This window comes from Variovorax cryoconiti (assembly GCF_051216395.1).
GTDB lineage: Bacteria > Pseudomonadota > Gammaproteobacteria > Burkholderiales > Burkholderiaceae_C > Variovorax.
Genome location: NZ_JBPJZI010000004.1, coordinates 272233 through 285554 on the forward strand (window position 1 = coordinate 272233; position 13322 = coordinate 285554).

The 13322-nt window shown below is 66.4% G+C and carries 22 protein-coding genes; 3 read left to right on the plus strand and 19 right to left on the minus strand.

Annotated features, from left to right (window positions below):
• Nucleotides 1-37 precede the first annotated feature (37 nt).
• From ACSFA2_RS13120 to ACSFA2_RS13145, 6 genes are all read right to left on the minus strand, one after another.
• Nucleotides 38-400, minus strand: a complete 363-nt coding sequence (locus ACSFA2_RS13120) for a DUF4148 domain-containing protein (RefSeq protein WP_435455756.1) — start codon at nucleotides 398-400, stop codon at nucleotides 38-40.
• Between the two features lie 126 nt (nucleotides 401-526).
• On the minus strand, nucleotides 527-2326 hold the full coding sequence (gene ptsP / locus ACSFA2_RS13125) for a phosphoenolpyruvate--protein phosphotransferase (protein WP_435455757.1): 1800 nt from the start codon (nucleotides 2324-2326) through the stop codon (nucleotides 527-529).
• A 106-nt stretch (nucleotides 2327-2432) separates the two neighbouring features.
• A complete protein-coding gene (locus ACSFA2_RS13130) occupies nucleotides 2433-2702 on the minus strand; it encodes an HPr family phosphocarrier protein (protein WP_435455758.1) in 270 nt (89 codons plus the stop codon).
• Nucleotides 2671-3126: a PTS sugar transporter subunit IIA gene (locus ACSFA2_RS13135; protein ID WP_286647078.1), complete on the minus strand. Its 456-nt coding sequence runs from the start codon at nucleotides 3124-3126 to the stop codon at nucleotides 2671-2673. The genes ACSFA2_RS13130 and ACSFA2_RS13135 overlap by 32 nt, the downstream gene beginning before the upstream one ends.
• Before the next feature lie 70 nt (nucleotides 3127-3196).
• On the minus strand, nucleotides 3197-3721 hold the full coding sequence (locus tag ACSFA2_RS13140) for a hypothetical protein (RefSeq protein ID WP_435455759.1): 525 nt from the start codon (nucleotides 3719-3721) through the stop codon (nucleotides 3197-3199).
• Between the two features lie 50 nt (nucleotides 3722-3771).
• Nucleotides 3772-4476, minus strand: coding sequence for a DUF4197 domain-containing protein (locus tag ACSFA2_RS13145; protein ID WP_435455760.1), 705 nt, complete (start codon nucleotides 4474-4476; stop codon nucleotides 3772-3774).
• A gap of 13 nt (nucleotides 4477-4489) precedes the next feature.
• Here ACSFA2_RS13145 and ACSFA2_RS13150 point away from each other — a divergent pair, with 13 nt between their 5' ends.
• Complete coding sequence (locus tag ACSFA2_RS13150; protein ID WP_262073163.1) at nucleotides 4490-4987, plus strand: TlpA disulfide reductase family protein; 498 nt, start codon at nucleotides 4490-4492, stop codon at nucleotides 4985-4987.
• Between the two features lie 63 nt (nucleotides 4988-5050).
• On the opposite strand, the gene ACSFA2_RS13155 is transcribed toward ACSFA2_RS13150, so the two are convergent.
• Entirely contained in the window at nucleotides 5051-5506 is a 456-nt protein-coding gene (locus ACSFA2_RS13155) for a c-type cytochrome (RefSeq protein WP_435455761.1), read from the minus strand.
• A gap of 146 nt (nucleotides 5507-5652) precedes the next feature.
• Here ACSFA2_RS13155 and ACSFA2_RS13160 point away from each other — a divergent pair, with 146 nt between their 5' ends.
• Both ACSFA2_RS13160 and ACSFA2_RS13165 read left to right on the plus strand, forming a co-directional pair.
• Entirely contained in the window at nucleotides 5653-6357 is a 705-nt protein-coding gene (locus ACSFA2_RS13160) for a cytochrome b/b6 domain-containing protein (RefSeq protein WP_435455762.1), read from the plus strand.
• A complete protein-coding gene (locus tag ACSFA2_RS13165) occupies nucleotides 6354-6932 on the plus strand; it encodes a GNAT family N-acetyltransferase (RefSeq protein ID WP_435455763.1) in 579 nt (192 codons plus the stop codon). The genes ACSFA2_RS13160 and ACSFA2_RS13165 overlap by 4 nt, the downstream gene beginning before the upstream one ends.
• Before the next feature lie 13 nt (nucleotides 6933-6945).
• Here ACSFA2_RS13165 and ACSFA2_RS13170 read toward each other — a convergent pair whose 3' ends face one another.
• From ACSFA2_RS13170 to ACSFA2_RS13225, 12 genes are all read right to left on the minus strand, one after another.
• Entirely contained in the window at nucleotides 6946-7452 is a 507-nt protein-coding gene (locus ACSFA2_RS13170; RefSeq protein ID WP_286647085.1) for a peroxiredoxin, read from the minus strand.
• A 74-nt stretch (nucleotides 7453-7526) separates the two neighbouring features.
• Nucleotides 7527-7796 (minus strand): 30S ribosomal protein S17, encoded by a 270-nt coding sequence (gene rpsQ / locus ACSFA2_RS13175; protein WP_262073158.1) that lies wholly within the window; start codon nucleotides 7794-7796, stop codon nucleotides 7527-7529.
• A 9-nt stretch (nucleotides 7797-7805) separates the two neighbouring features.
• Nucleotides 7806-8012 carry a 50S ribosomal protein L29 gene (gene rpmC, locus ACSFA2_RS13180; RefSeq protein WP_140844756.1) on the minus strand — a complete coding sequence of 69 codons (207 nt, stop codon included), beginning with the start codon at nucleotides 8010-8012 and terminating at the stop codon, nucleotides 7806-7808.
• A gap of 62 nt (nucleotides 8013-8074) precedes the next feature.
• The gene (gene rplP / locus ACSFA2_RS13185; protein WP_262073157.1) at nucleotides 8075-8491 is read right to left on the minus strand and encodes a 50S ribosomal protein L16; all 417 of its coding nucleotides are present in this window, start codon (nucleotides 8489-8491) and stop codon (nucleotides 8075-8077) included.
• Nucleotides 8492-8543: 52 nt separating this feature from the next.
• Complete coding sequence (gene rpsC, locus ACSFA2_RS13190; protein WP_262073583.1) at nucleotides 8544-9467, minus strand: 30S ribosomal protein S3; 924 nt, start codon at nucleotides 9465-9467, stop codon at nucleotides 8544-8546.
• Nucleotides 9468-9480: 13 nt separating this feature from the next.
• The gene (gene rplV / locus ACSFA2_RS13195; RefSeq protein WP_007838134.1) at nucleotides 9481-9813 is read right to left on the minus strand and encodes a 50S ribosomal protein L22; all 333 of its coding nucleotides are present in this window, start codon (nucleotides 9811-9813) and stop codon (nucleotides 9481-9483) included.
• Nucleotides 9814-9822: 9 nt separating this feature from the next.
• Nucleotides 9823-10101, minus strand: a complete 279-nt coding sequence (gene rpsS / locus ACSFA2_RS13200) for a 30S ribosomal protein S19 (protein WP_007838132.1) — start codon at nucleotides 10099-10101, stop codon at nucleotides 9823-9825.
• 11 nt (nucleotides 10102-10112) lie between these two features.
• The gene (gene rplB / locus ACSFA2_RS13205; RefSeq protein WP_435452465.1) at nucleotides 10113-10937 is read right to left on the minus strand and encodes a 50S ribosomal protein L2; all 825 of its coding nucleotides are present in this window, start codon (nucleotides 10935-10937) and stop codon (nucleotides 10113-10115) included.
• A gap of 2 nt (nucleotides 10938-10939) precedes the next feature.
• Nucleotides 10940-11278, minus strand: a complete 339-nt coding sequence (gene rplW / locus ACSFA2_RS13210; RefSeq protein WP_286647087.1) for a 50S ribosomal protein L23 — start codon at nucleotides 11276-11278, stop codon at nucleotides 10940-10942.
• Complete coding sequence (rplD, locus tag ACSFA2_RS13215) at nucleotides 11275-11895, minus strand: 50S ribosomal protein L4 (RefSeq protein ID WP_140844740.1); 621 nt, start codon at nucleotides 11893-11895, stop codon at nucleotides 11275-11277. Before rplD ends, rplW begins: the two co-directional genes overlap by 4 nt.
• Entirely contained in the window at nucleotides 11895-12575 is a 681-nt protein-coding gene (rplC, locus tag ACSFA2_RS13220; RefSeq protein ID WP_435455891.1) for a 50S ribosomal protein L3, read from the minus strand. Before rplC ends, rplD begins: the two co-directional genes overlap by 1 nt.
• 194 nt (nucleotides 12576-12769) lie before the next feature.
• Nucleotides 12770-13315 carry a hypothetical protein gene (locus tag ACSFA2_RS13225; protein WP_435455764.1) on the minus strand — a complete coding sequence of 182 codons (546 nt, stop codon included), beginning with the start codon at nucleotides 13313-13315 and terminating at the stop codon, nucleotides 12770-12772.
• Between the last annotated feature and the right edge of the window lie 7 nt (nucleotides 13316-13322).

Genomic DNA, 13322 nt, shown 5'->3' on the forward strand with positions numbered 1-13322 from the left:
CGATTTCCGTGGTGATCGAGTGATGGGACGAGGGCGTTCACAGGCTGCCGCCAGCGCGGCGCTCCGCGCGCACATCCAGCGGATGCGGCTGGGTGGGCACCACGCGGCTGTTGACGCGCGAGCCCGCGCTCACGTTCTGGTCGGGTGCCGCAGCGGCACGCACGGCCTCGACCCGCGCCGCGGCACGGTCCTGCGACACGCCGAGCGGCTCCGCGCCACGCGAGCCACGCACCACGTTCTGGTCGGGTGCGTGGGCGGTGCGCAGGGCGTCGTGCATCACGTCGGCGCGGCTCCGATCCCGAGGCGCCGCCAGCACCCCTTGGTAGGTCTCGGCCTGAGCGGCCGCGGTGCCGAGCAGCGCGATGGCGGAGATGGCGAGGAAGGTCTGGCGAACGGTCATGTCGGGCTCCTGGTCTCAAGGAAGTGAAGGAGCCTCGATGGTGCGATCCGCGCCCGGCGAAGTCCTTTCGCCGCCGTATCGGCGTGTTTCGTTTTATTGCGACGCCTGCGGCGCGCCGGACGCGGTTCAGCGCGGGGCGCTGAGCAGGGCGGCCGGATCCTCGGCCTCGAGCACGCTCTGCGCCCAAGGCACGAGCTTGGCCGCGTCGGCGCGCAACACTTCCTGCTTGACCGCGAGGATCTGCGACGGGTGCATCGAGAAGCTGCGCAGCCCCAGGCCGAGCAGCAGGCGCGTGAACGTCACGTCACCGGCCATCTCACCGCACACGCTCACGCCCTTGCCCTGACGGCGACATTCGGCGATGGTGTCGGCCACCAGGCGCAGCACGGCCGGGTGCGCCGGGTCGTACAGGTGGGCCACCGCTTCGTCGGCGCGGTCGATGGCCAGCGTGTACTGGATCAGGTCGTTGGTGCCGATCGACAGGAAGTCGAAGTGTTTGAGGAAGGTCCGCAGCGTCAACGCGGCGGCCGGAATCTCGATCATGGCGCCGAGCTTCACCACGCCATACACCGCACCGCGCCGGTCGAGCTGCGCGCGCGCCTCGTCGATGAGCGCGAGCGTCTGGCGGATCTCGCTGGCGTGCGCCAGCATGGGGATGAGCAGGTGAATCTCGCCATGGGCTGCCGCCCGCAGGATGGCCCGCAGCTGGGTCAGGAACATGGCAGGGTCGGCCAGGCTCCAGCGGATGGCACGCAGCCCGAGGGCCGGGTTCAGGTGCTCCTGCCGGGCGGCCTTGCCGTCGAGCGGCTTGTCGGCGCCGACGTCGATGGTGCGGATGGTCACGGGCATGCCCTGCATGCCCTCGACCGCGCGCCGGTAGGCCTGGTACTGCTCCTCCTCGTCGGGCAGGCGCGTGAGCTGCTGCGCCTCGCGCGCCATGAAGAGGAATTCGCTGCGAAAGAGGCCGACACCGACCGCGCCGGCCTTGACCGCCCCCAGGGTGTCTTCGGGCATCTCGATGTTGGCGAGCAGGTCGACGCGCTCACCGTCGAGCGTGACGGCCGGCTTGTGGCGCAGGCGCGTGAGGCGGCCGCGCTCGAGTTCGCCCTGGCGTTGCTTGAAGCCGTACTCGGCCAGGATGATGGGCGACGGGTCGACGATCACCACACCGGCGTCGCCGTCGATGATCACCCAGTCGTCCTGGCGCACCAGCTGGCTCGCGGTGCGGGCGCCGACCACCGCCGGGATGTCCATGCTGCGCGCGACGATGGCGGTGTGCGAGGTGCGGCCGCCCACATCGGTCACGAAGCCGGCGAACACGCTCTTCTTGAACTGCAGCATGTCGGCCGGCGACAGGTCGTGCGCGATCAGCACCAGCGGGGCATCGACGCCTTCGCCGCTGGTCGGGTCGTGGTGCTCGTCGTCGGCCGCTGCGCGCCTGCGCTTGGGCGGCGTCGGCGCCAGCACGGCCGCGGTGCCCTTCATGCGATGCAGCATGCGCTCGACGACCTGCTCCAGGTCGGCCTTGCGCTCGCGCAGGTACTCGTCCTCCATCTCGTCGAACTGGCGCGCGATCAGCTCAAGTTGCGTGGTAAGCGCCCATTCGGCGTTGTAGAGGCGCTCGGTGATCCAGTGCTTGACGCCGTCGCTGAGCGCTTCGTCCTGCAGCAGCATCTGGTGCACCTCGAGCAGCGCGGCCAGTTCGTGCGGCGCCTCGCTCGGGCCCATCAATGCGACGCTGGCCTGCAGCTTGGTCAGCTCATCGGCGACGGCGTTGCGCGCGCTGCGCACGCGCTGGATCTCGGTCTCGACCTGCTCCGGCTTGATGAAGTAGTGCGCGACATCGATGCGGCTCGACACCACCAGCACCGCACGCCCGATGGCGATGCCGCGGGCCACCGGAAGGCCGTGGACCGCGAACGTCATGGCATGAGGCGCGCGGGCAACGGCCGGCCGGCGCCGGACCGCCCCAAGCCGGCCGCGCCCCCTCGGGGGGCAGCGACGACACGCAGTGCGGAGCGTGGGGGCAACATCACTCGCCCTCGCCGAACTTGTCGTTCATGAGCTGCACCAGCGCATCCATCGCTGGCTGTTCCTGGTCGCCGTTCGTCTCGAGTTCGACGGTCGTGCCGATGCCGGCGGCCAGCATCATCACGCCCATGATGCTCTTGGCATTGACGCGGCGATCGCCGCGGGCCAGCCAGACTTCGCACGGAAAGCTGCCGGCGAGCTTGGTGAGCTTGGCCGACGCGCGCGCGTGCAGGCCCAGCTTATTGCTGATGGTCACGGATGTCTTGATCACTGTGCTTTCTTCTCGCCTGGTTCTGAGGAGCGGAAACCGCGACTTGCATGACGCCGGCGGTGCCCCCGGCCATGGCCCGCTGCACCAGCGCGTCGAGCGGCTCGTTGCGATAGCTCACCGCGCGCAGCAGCATGGGCAGGTTGACGCCGGCCACCAGCCGCGAGCGTGCCCCGTCGACCAGCTTCTGGGCCACGTTGCAGGGCGTTGCACCGAACACGTCGGCCAGCACGAGCACCTGCGAGCGCGGTGTGCGCAGTGCCATCTCGAGCGTGATGCGCGCGGCCGCCAGCGTTTCTTCGGGCGACACGTTGGGCAGCACGTCGAGCGCCGCGATGTGGCGTTCGCAGTCGGGGAACACATGCAGCGCACACTGACGCAGCGCCTGGGCGAGCGGAGCGTGGGCAATGATGAAGATGCTGTTCATGCGGCGCGGAGAGTCGGACATCGATTATGCGGGCCGTCCGGGGAAGTCGAGGAACGATCAGTGACGACGTTCACGGCAGGCGCAGCCCTTCGTCGAAGGTGGTCACCGCGTCCGCGGACGACGGCTGGCCGAGCACCGTGGCCTGGTAGAGCGAGACGCCACCAGCGCGCGACTGCGCAAACCACAGCAGGTGCGCCTGGGCCTTGCCGCGGCCATCGAGGCGAACCGGTGCCGGCTGCAGCGCCGCGCGCGGGAGCGTGGCCTGCGTTTCGGTGGGCTGCACATCGGCCAGTTGCGCGCGCGTGGCGGCGCGCCATGCGATCAGCCAGGCCTCGGCCTGGGCCGCGTCCGCGGCCCGCGCGTGCGCCACGGCGAAGGTCGCACCGCCGGCCTCGCAGCCAACCACTTCCACGTCGACCGACGCCGTGCCCAGCGGCAAGGCACGGGTGGCGCGGTCGGGCTTGCAGGGCAGCATGACGACCAGGCCGGCGTCGCCGACCGGCACCTCACGCCAGTTGAAGGTCGGGCTGCACGCCGCCGAAACGGCGGCAACGAGGAAAGCGGCCATCTGGCCGGCACGGGAGGGGATGCGCATCGGGCGGCGATTATCGAGCCGACGGGCCGACCCGGCCGTCGCGTGCGTTCTCAACGGATGGCGCCGAACACCTTCTGCAGGATCGCGCTGCCGCTGCCGACCGGGTCCTGGCGGATCTTGCGTTCTTCCTCGCCGATCATGAGGTACAGGCCGTCGAGTGACTTGCCCGTGACATAGCCCTGGAGGTTGGCGTCCTCCTTCTTCACCAGGCCGAAGCCCGCGGCCTTGCCGGCGAACTTGTTGTACTTCTCGGCGAGCTTCACCTTCACGGTGGCAGCGCTCACGATGGGCAGGAAGCGCTCGGTCAGCGGTGCACGCGTCTTCTCGGCAAAGAATTGCGTCACCGAGTTGTCGCCACCGGTGAGGATGCCTTTCGCGTCGGTCACGCTCATGGTGCGCACGGCGTTGAGCAGCAGGTCCTTCGCGGCGGGCACCGCCTGCTCGGCGGCGCGGTTCATGGCCGTCACCAGTTCGTCGATACGGCTGCCCTGGCCCATCATGCGCAGCACTTTCGAGCCGTCTTCCAGATAGCCGGGCAGGGGAATGCGCACCTTGGGATTGCCGAGGAAGCCGTCGGGACGGCCCAGCAAGCTCACGGCCACCGTGGCGCCCTTCTCCAGCGCGGCCTTGACGCCGCCCGAGGCATCGGCGGCACTGAGGTCGCCCAGCGACAACGCGTGAGCGCGCTGCGTGGCGAGCAATACCAGAGAGGCCGGCACGGCCAGGCAGGCGGAACTAAAATTGCGGCGCTTCATCGATCCATCTCCCATGAAAAAAATCATCCCTGTCGCCGCCCTTGCGATCGCCCTGGCCGCCGGCGCAGGCGTCTACCTGAACACCGGCGTCTCGGCCGCGCCGGCATCGACCTTCGTCCTGCTCGATGGCAGCAAGAAGACCACCGATGATCTCAAAGGCAAGGTGACGCTGGTGAATTTCTGGGCCACCAGCTGCGTGACCTGCGTGGGCGAGATGCCCAAGGTGATCGCCACCTACGACAAGTACAAGGCACAAGGCTACGACACCTTGGCTGTGGCCATGAGCTACGACCCGCCGAGCTACGTGGTGAACTTCGCGGAAACCCGCAAGCTGCCCTTCAAGGTGGCGATCGACAACACCGGCGCGGTCGCCAAGGCCTGGGGCGACGTGGCCCTCACGCCGACAACCTACATCGTCAACAAGCGCGGCGAGATCGTGAAGCGTTATGTGGGCGAGCCCGATTTCGCCGAGCTGCACAAGCTGATCGAGAAGCTGCTGGCCGAGGCCTGAGCGACGCAGACCCCGGAAAAAAAGGCACCGCAAGGTGCCTTTTTCGTGGGCGATCGCCGCGGATCAACGCGCCCTGAAGCTGTCGTGGCACGCCTTGCACGACGCGCCGGCCGGGCCGATGGCCGCCTTGATGGCATCCAGGCTGCCGGTCTTGGCCGCCGCGGCCAGCTTGACCATCTCACCCTGCGCCTTGCCGGCCAGGTCCTGAAACTTCGCTTGTTCTGTCCAGACTTCCGGGCGCGCCTTGCCACCCTCGGTGCCGGGGCCGAACGCCGGCCACGGCTGCTTGATGAGTTCGGCCACGCGGGCGGCGCTCTCGTCGGCCACCTTGGCGTTGAAGTCGTCGCGGCCCGACGCCATGTCGGCGACCCGCTTGAAGTTCTGCTGCAGTTCCTTCAACGTGGCCTGACGGAACTTGATCGCGTCCTCGGGCTTGTCGAACTTCTGTGGCTGGGCCAGGGCAGGCAGCGCCGAGACGGCCAGCGTCACGGCACACGCGAGGGTGGCAAGGCGAATCATGGGTTTCCTTTGCATCGTGGGGGTGACGCCGCGGCGCGGCGCCGAGGGCAGTTTAGGGGCGCACGTGCGATGAACGCCAGGCGAGGGAATTTCCGCTCGCAAGGCGGATTTGCTAATCTGCGCCTTCCGCAGCCCTCCATGCCTCGATGACGCCTCCCGCCCCCTCCCCCGCGACGCCGCACGCCGGCATGGCGCGCACGCGCATCTGGGATTTGCCGACCCGGCTGTTCCACGGGTTGCTGGCCTTGACGGTCACCGGTGTCCTGGTCACCGGCTGGACCGGCGTGATGGACTGGCATTTCCGCCTGGGCTATGCGGTGCTGGCGCTGCTGCTGTTCCGGCTCGTGTGGGGCTTCGTCGGTGGACGCTGGTCGCGCTTCGCGGCCTTCATCCACGGCCCGCGCTCGGTCGGGGCCTACCTGCGGGGCCAGGCGCATCCGGACCACCTCATCGGCCACAGCCCGCTGGGCGCGCTCTCGGTCTTCGCGATGCTGGCCGTTTTGGTCCTCCAGGTCGCGACCGGCCTTGTGGCCGATGACGCGATCACCTACGCCGGGCCATTCGCGCACACCGTGTCGGGGGCGATGAGCGGCCTCGCGACCGGTTGGCACGCCGAATGGGGCAAGTGGGTCGTGATCGCGCTCATCGTGCTGCACCTGGCGGCGGTGCTGTACTACGCCGTGGTGCGCCGCCACCGGCTCGTCGCACCGATGATCACGGGCGACAAGTTTTTTCCGTCGACCACGCCGGTGGTGCCCAGCCGCGACGGTGCCGGCTCGCGCTGGCTGGCCCTGGCCCTGTTCGCCGGTTGCATTGCCGTGGCCGTCTGGATCAGCACGATTCGCCCATGAGCTTCTCGCCCTCCCGCCCTCTCCCGCTGGCCGGCTCGCCCGACATCGTGCTGCTCACGCCGGACGACCCGACAGCGCTCGCGGCCACGCGATCGATCTTCCTGGAGTACGCGGCGGGGCTCGGCATCGACCTGTGCTTCCAGAACTTCGACGACGAACTGGTGCGCCTCCCCGGTGACTACGCCGAGCCTCGAGGCGCGCTCTTGCTGGCGCTGGTCGATGCCGGTGCGCACGAGGCACCCGGTACGCCGGCGCTGACCTTGTCGGACGGCCGGGCCGCCCATGTGGCAGGTTGCTGCGCCTTGCGGCCGCTCGACACCGCCGACTACCCGAATGCCGCGGAGATGAAACGGCTCTACGTTCGCCCGGGTTTCCGCGGCCTGGGGCTAGGGCGCCGCCTGGCCGAATCCATCCTCGATGCGGGCCGTGCCGCCGGCTATGCGTGCGTCCTGCTGGACACGCTGGACGACATGGAATCCGCACGGGCGCTGTACGAAGACCTCGGCTTCACCGAGGTGCCGCCCTACTATCACAACCCGATCGCGGGCTCGCACTACCTCAAGGTCGAGCTGTAGCGCGAGCGCGGGCTCAGCCCTTGGCTTGGGCCAGCAGCGTCTCGGCGTTGCTGACCTCGAACTTGCCGGGCGCCTCGACGTTGAGCGAAGCCACCTTGCCGTCCTTCACCAGCATCGAGTAGCGGTTGCTGCGCAGACCCATGCCGCGGCCGGTGAGGTCGAGCGTCAGGCCGGTCGCCTTGGCGAAGTCGGCGCTGCCGTCGGCCAGCATGCGGACCTTGGTGCCGGTCTTCTGGTCGCGTGCCCAGGCCCCCATCACGAAGGCGTCGTTGACGCTCAGGCACCAGATCTCGTCGACGCCGGCCGCCTTGAAGTCGTCGAAGTGCTGCACGTAGCCGGGCACGTGCTTGGCCGAGCAGGTGGGCGTGAACGCGCCGGGCAGCGCGAACACGGCGATCGTCTTGCCGGCCGCTGCCTTGGTGACGTCCACGGCGTTCGGCCCGATGCTGCAGCCCTCGCCTTCAACTTCCGAATACTCCATGAGGGTGACCGAGGGGAGGGAATCGCCGACTTTGATCATGATGAAAATGCTCCAGACAAAAAAGAAAACGGCCCACATTGTGGGCCGTTTCCGGGGTGGCTGTGTGCCGGGGATCAGACCAGGGCGGCCTTCTCGACCAAGCGGGTCACGACCCAGTTCTTGGTCTTCGAGATCGGCCGGCTTTCGGTGATCTCGATGGTGTCGCCCAGGTGGTACTCGCCCTTTTCGTCATGGGCGTGGTACTTGCTCGTCTTGGCCACGATCTTGCCGTAGAGCTCGTGCTTCACACGACGCTCGACCAGCACGGTCACGGTCTTCTCACGCTTGTCGCTCACGACCTTGCCGATCAAGGTGCGCTTGAGGGATTTTTTAGCTTCCGTCATGTTTGCTCCTTACTTGGCGGCGGTCTCTTGCGACTTCTGCGCAAGAATGGTCTTGGCGCGAGCGATGTCGCGACGTGTCACGCGCAGCGTCGAGGTGTTCGACAGCTGTTGCGTGGCCTTCTGCATGCGCAGGCCGAAATGGGCCTTCTGCAGATCCTTGATTTCGGTTGCGAGGCCCGCGACGTCTTTTTCGCGCAGCGTTGCAGCCTTCGACACCTTGACCGGCTTGGCCGCGGCGTCCTTCTTCTTACGTGTTGCCATGAGTGTTCTCTCCTCGATCAGGTGCCGAGCTGGCGCGCGACGAAGGTGGTACGCAGCGGCAGCTTGGCAGCAGCCAGGCGGAACGCTTCGCGGGCGAGTTCTTCGGGCACGCCGACGATCTCGAACACGATCTTGCCGGGCTGAATTTCGGCCACGTAGTACTCGGGGTTGCCCTTGCCGTTACCCATCCGCACTTCAGCGGGCTTGGTCGAAATCGGCTTGTCGGGGAACACGCGGATCCAGATGCGGCCACCGCGCTTCACGTGACGCGAGATCGCGCGACGAGCCGCTTCGAGTTGGCGCGCGGTCAGACGGCCGCGGTCGGTGCATTTCAGGCCGAAGTCGCCGAAGGCGACCGAATTGCCCGTGGTCGCAACACCAGTGTTGCGGCCCTTTTGTTCCTTGCGGAACTTTCTACGTGCAGGTTGCAGCATGTTTTCTTACTCCGTGATGACCCCAGGCGCTTGCGCGCCCGGGAGCGACCGATTACTCGGTCTTGGCACCGTCAGCTGCTGCAGCTGGCGCGGCTTTGCGGACGCGCTTAACGGCGGGTTTCGGGGCGTCTGCACCCGGTGCGGCTGCACCGGTGGCTTCTGCGGGCTTGTCGCTGCCATCGGCCGGCGCGGTGTTGCCACCGATCGGGCCACGGGCACCGGCGCGCGGGCCAGGACCACGACGGTCCGAACCCGGACGGTCGCCACCCGGGCGGCCATCGCGACGCGGACCGCGGGGGCGGCGCTCGTCGTCAGGACGCGGCGTTTCGACGGCCGGCAGGTCGTTGCGACCCAGCGTGTCGCCCTTGTAGACCCAGACCTTGACGCCGATGACGCCGTACGTGGTCTTGGCTTCCGAGGTGCCGTAGTCGATGTCGGCGCGCAGGGTGTGAAGCGGCACGCGACCTTCGCGGTACCACTCGCAACGGGCGATTTCGATGCCGTTCAGGCGGCCCGACGACATGATCTTGATGCCCTGGGCACCCAGACGCATGGCGTTCTGCATCGCACGCTTCATGGCGCGGCGGAACATGATCCGCTTTTCGAGCTGCTGCGTGATGCTGTCGGCGATCAGCTTGGCATCGATTTCGGGCTTGCGCACTTCTTCGATGTTCACTGCGACCGGCACACCCAGCTGCCTGCCGAGTTCGCGCTTGAGGTTCTCGATGTCTTCGCCCTTCTTGCCGATCACGACGCCCGGACGTGCCGAGTAGATCGTGATGCGTGCATTCTTGGCGGGACGCTCGATCATCACGCGGGAAACCGACGCGTTCTTGAGCTTCTTCTTCAGGTACTCGCGCACCTTGATGTCCTCCGCCAGCATGCCGGCGAAGTCCTTGTTGCTGGCATACCAGCGGCTGGACCAGTTACGGCTGACCGCAAGGCGGAAGCCAGTGGGGTGGATTTTTTGTCCCATAGTCTTCCGGCCTTTAGTTGCCAACCGTCACGTACACATGGCACGTGGGCTTGCTGATGCGGTTGCCGCGGCCCTTGGCGCGGGCGGTGAAGCGCTTGAGCGTGGCACCTTGTTCGACGTAGATGGTCTTGACCTTCAATTCGTCGATGTCGGCACCGTCGTTGTGCTCGGCGTTGGCAATCGCCGACTCGAGCACCTTCTTGATGATCACAGCGGCCTTTTTCTGCGTGAACTGCAGAACGTTGAGCGCTTGATCGACCTTCTTGCCGCGGATGAGGTCAGCGACCAGACGGCCCTTGTCGACCGACAGGCGGACACCGCGGAGGACTGCACGTGTTTCAGACATGGTCGTTCCTTACTTCTTCTGGACTTTCTTGTCCGCGGGGTGCCCCTTGAACGTGCGCGTGAGCGCAAATTCGCCGAGCTTGTGGCCGACCATCTGGTCGGTGATGTACACGGGCACGTGCTGCTTGCCGTTGTGCACGGCAATGGTCAGACCGATGAACTCGGGCAGAACCATCGAGCGACGCGACCAGGTCTTGATCGGCTTCTTGTCCTTGGTCGTCACAGCCTTGTCGGCCTTGGCCACCAGATGGTGGTCGACGAAAGGACCCTTCTTGAGAGAGCGAGTCATGTGCTATCCCCTTATTTCTTGCGACGCGACACGATGAAGACCTGCGTGCGCTTGTTGTTACGGGTGCGATAGCCCTTGGTGAGATTGCCCCACGGGTCGACCGGATGACGGCCTTCGCCGGTCTTGCCCTCGCCACCACCGTGCGGGTGGTCGACCGGGTTCATCACCACACCGCGAACGGTCGGGCGAATACCCATGTGACGCTTCGCACCGGCCTTGCCCAGACGGCGCAGGCTGTGCTCTTCGTTGGCGACTTCGCCGATCGTGGCGCGGCACTCGACGTGCACGCGGCGCACTTCACCCGAGCGCATGCGCACCTGGGCATAGACGCCTTCGCGTGCCAGCAGCGTGGCCGACGTACCGGCCGAGCGTGCGATCTGCGCGCCCTTGCCGGGTTGCAGTTCGATGCAATGGATGGTCGAACCCACCGGGATGTTACGGATCGGCAGCGTGTTGCCGGCACGGATCGGGGCTTCCGAACCGCTCAGCAGCGTGGCACCGGCTTCCAGACCGCGCGGGGCGATGATGTAGCGGCGCTCGCCGTCGGCGTAGCACACCAGTGCGATGTGGGCGGTGCGGTTCGGGTCGTACTCGATGCGTTCGACCTTGGCCGGGATGCCGTCCTTGTTGCGCACGAAATCAACCACGCGGTAATGGTGCTTGTGACCACCGCCGCGATGGCGAATCGTGATGTGACCGTTGTTGTTCCGGCCGGCAGCCTGGAACTGCGGCTCGAGCAACGGAGCGTGCGGTGCACCCTTGTACAGGTGGTCCCGCGAGATCTTCACTGCGCCGCGTTGACCCGGCGAAGTGGGCTTGATCTTGATGACTGCCATGATTAAGCGCCTTCCCCGACGAGGTTGAGCTCTTGACCCGGCTTCAGCGTGACATAGGCCTTGCGAACATTGTCGCGGCGGCCGATGGACTTGCCAAAGCGCTTGGTCTTGCCCTTGGTGTTGAGCACGGACACGCCCTGGACTTCGACCTTGAACATCAGTTCAACAGCGGCCTTGATCTCGGGCTTGGTGGCGTCCTGCAGCACCTTGAAAGTAACGGCATTCGACTTCTCGCCGACCATCGTGGCCTTTTCGGACACGATCGGTGCGACCAGCACGGCCATCAGGCGACCTTCAGCGAACTGAGTCCGGAAGGCAGGCGTAGGATTCATGCGGCTCATGCGAACATCTCCTTGAGCTTGTCGACGGCGCCCTTGGTGACGATCACCTTCTTGTAATGCACCAGCGACACCGGATCGGCGTAACGCGGCTCGACGACGAGCACGTTCACCAGGTTGCGCGAGGCGAGGTACAGGTTCTCGTCGACTTCTTCGGCGATCACCAGGACCGACGCGAGGTTCATCGCCTTGAACTTGTCAGCCAGCGGCTTGGTCTTGGGCGAATCGACCTTGATCGAATCGACCACGGCCAGACGGCCTTCACGAGCGAGTTGCGAGAGGATGGCGGCCATGCCGGCGCGGTACATCTTCTTGTTGATCTTCTGCGTGAAGTTTTCGTCGGGCATGTTCGGGAAAATGCGGCCGCCGCCACGCCACAGGGGCGAGGACGTCATACCGGCACGGGCGCGGCCCGTTCCCTTTTGCTTGAAAGGCTTCTTGGTCGAGTGATGGACCTGTTCGCGGTCCTTCTGGGCGCGCGTGCCTTGGCGGGCATTGGCCTGGAATGCAACGACGATCTGGTGAACCAGGTCTTCGTTGTAGTCACGGCCGAACACGGTTTCGGGGACGTCGAATTTCGACGCGGCCTGGCCTTGTTCGTTCAGGAGTTCGAGTTGCATTACTTCGCTCCTTCGGCCGCTTGCGGCTTGGCCTTGATCGCGGGACGCACGGTGACGAAGCCACCCTTCGAACCCGGAATGGCGCCCTTGATGAGCAGCAGTTGACGGGCTTCGTCAATGCGGATCACGTCGAGGTTCTGCGTGGTCACGGTGACGTCGCCGAGGTGGCCCGTCATGCGCTTGCCCGGGAACACACGGCCCGGATCCTGCGCCATACCGATGGAACCCGGCACGTTGTGCGAACGGCTGTTACCGTGCGACGCGCGCTGCGAGCTCATGTTGTGACGCTTGATGGTGCCAGCGAAGCCCTTGCCGATGGACGTGCCCTGCACGTCCACCTTCTGGCCGACCGCAAACACGCTGCCTGCGGCGATCACGCCACCGGCCTTGTGCTGACCGGCCGTATCGGCGGTCACGCGGAATTCCTGGATGATTTCACCGGCTTCGACACCCGCCTTGGCGAGGTGGCCTGCTGCCGGCTTGGTCACGCGCGATGCTTTGCGCGAGCCAAACGTCACCTGAAGGGCAACGTAGCCGTCGGTTTCTTCCGACTTGATCTGGGTCACACGGTTGTTGGACACATCCACCACCGTGACAGGGACTGCATCCCCGTCATCGGTGAAGAGACGCATCATCCCCACCTTGCGGCCCAGCAACCCGAGGGAGTTGCTCAGACTCATATGTTTTCTCCAAAAATGGAAGTCTCCCTTCGCCGCTGCCACTTCAATTGGCGACAGCGTTGGCTGACCCTGTTAAAGAGGACCAGCCACGAAGGAAGGTTGATAAAGTCCGACCGCATTGCACCTGTGGAGGCGCAAAACGGGCAGAGCCGGCGATTATAGCCTGCGCCGGCGCGACAGCACAAGGCCCCGGGTCAGGGAACCGGAACGATCAGGATCTTGTCGCCGGCCGGCGTCGACTTGAGTTCGCCGCCGGCCTTGGAGGCCGCCGGCCTGCCGACCTGGACCGGCACCGAATTGGCGCTGGTCGAGCCGCCCTGTGTGGTGAAGACGTTGAGGTAGGCCAGGCCATCAGCGGTCGGCGTGACGGGCACCGTCATCGTCGGTGCAGGCTGGCCGGCTGCGAGCGGAAGCCTCGACAGGTAGGCGGAGGGCAACGACAGTCCGGTGTCGGCCGTGAAGCGGACGCTCGCCCCCGAGGGATCGGTGACGCCGACGAAGCTCAGGGTGATCGGCAGCGCCTCGCCCAGACGCGGGGTACCGTCGATACGGAACTGCACCTCGATGCCGGAGCCATTCGCCTTGCGGGGTGCGACGGCCTTCAGGGCGGCCGGGACGGCGCCGGCTTGCCGGGCGTGCCCCGGACCGGCACTGTCGGCACAGGCTGGCGTGGCAACGGTCACTGCCAGCAAGACCAGCAGGGCGAGACGCGGATGGGCGAAGGATGACTGGGCGCTCATGGCCACA

Coding starts and splice junctions, on each gene's coding strand:
- rplD (WP_140844740.1), bottom strand. CDS start 11,895: ATGCAACTCGAACTCCTGAACGAACAAGGCCAGGCCGCGTCGAAATTC.
- ACSFA2_RS13135 (WP_286647078.1), bottom strand. CDS start 3,126: ATGAACAGCATCTTCATCATTGCCCACGCTCCGCTCGCCCAGGCGCTG.
- rplB (WP_435452465.1), bottom strand. CDS start 10,937: ATGGCAGTCATCAAGATCAAGCCCACTTCGCCGGGTCAACGCGGCGCA.
- ACSFA2_RS13155 (WP_435455761.1), bottom strand. CDS start 5,506: ATGATTCGCCTTGCCACCCTCGCGTGTGCCGTGACGCTGGCCGTCTCG.
- rpsC (WP_262073583.1), bottom strand. CDS start 9,467: ATGGGACAAAAAATCCACCCCACTGGCTTCCGCCTTGCGGTCAGCCGT.
- ACSFA2_RS13165 (WP_435455763.1), top strand. CDS start 6,354: ATGAGCTTCTCGCCCTCCCGCCCTCTCCCGCTGGCCGGCTCGCCCGAC.
- rpsQ (WP_262073158.1), bottom strand. CDS start 7,796: ATGACGGAAGCTAAAAAATCCCTCAAGCGCACCTTGATCGGCAAGGTC.
- ACSFA2_RS13150 (WP_262073163.1), top strand. CDS start 4,490: ATGAAAAAAATCATCCCTGTCGCCGCCCTTGCGATCGCCCTGGCCGCC.
- rpsS (WP_007838132.1), bottom strand. CDS start 10,101: ATGACTCGCTCTCTCAAGAAGGGTCCTTTCGTCGACCACCATCTGGTG.
- ACSFA2_RS13145 (WP_435455760.1), bottom strand. CDS start 4,476: ATGAAGCGCCGCAATTTTAGTTCCGCCTGCCTGGCCGTGCCGGCCTCT.
- rplW (WP_286647087.1), bottom strand. CDS start 11,278: ATGAGCCGCATGAATCCTACGCCTGCCTTCCGGACTCAGTTCGCTGAA.
- ptsP (WP_435455757.1), bottom strand. CDS start 2,326: ATGACGTTCGCGGTCCACGGCCTTCCGGTGGCCCGCGGCATCGCCATC.
- ACSFA2_RS13170 (WP_286647085.1), bottom strand. CDS start 7,452: ATGATCAAAGTCGGCGATTCCCTCCCCTCGGTCACCCTCATGGAGTAT.
- ACSFA2_RS13140 (WP_435455759.1), bottom strand. CDS start 3,721: ATGCGCATCCCCTCCCGTGCCGGCCAGATGGCCGCTTTCCTCGTTGCC.
- rplP (WP_262073157.1), bottom strand. CDS start 8,491: ATGCTGCAACCTGCACGTAGAAAGTTCCGCAAGGAACAAAAGGGCCGC.
- rplC (WP_435455891.1), bottom strand. CDS start 12,575: ATGAGTCTGAGCAACTCCCTCGGGTTGCTGGGCCGCAAGGTGGGGATG.
- ACSFA2_RS13225 (WP_435455764.1), bottom strand. CDS start 13,315: ATGAGCGCCCAGTCATCCTTCGCCCATCCGCGTCTCGCCCTGCTGGTC.
- ACSFA2_RS13120 (WP_435455756.1), bottom strand. CDS start 400: ATGACCGTTCGCCAGACCTTCCTCGCCATCTCCGCCATCGCGCTGCTC.
- rplV (WP_007838134.1), bottom strand. CDS start 9,813: ATGTCTGAAACACGTGCAGTCCTCCGCGGTGTCCGCCTGTCGGTCGAC.
- ACSFA2_RS13160 (WP_435455762.1), top strand. CDS start 5,653: ATGACGCCTCCCGCCCCCTCCCCCGCGACGCCGCACGCCGGCATGGCG.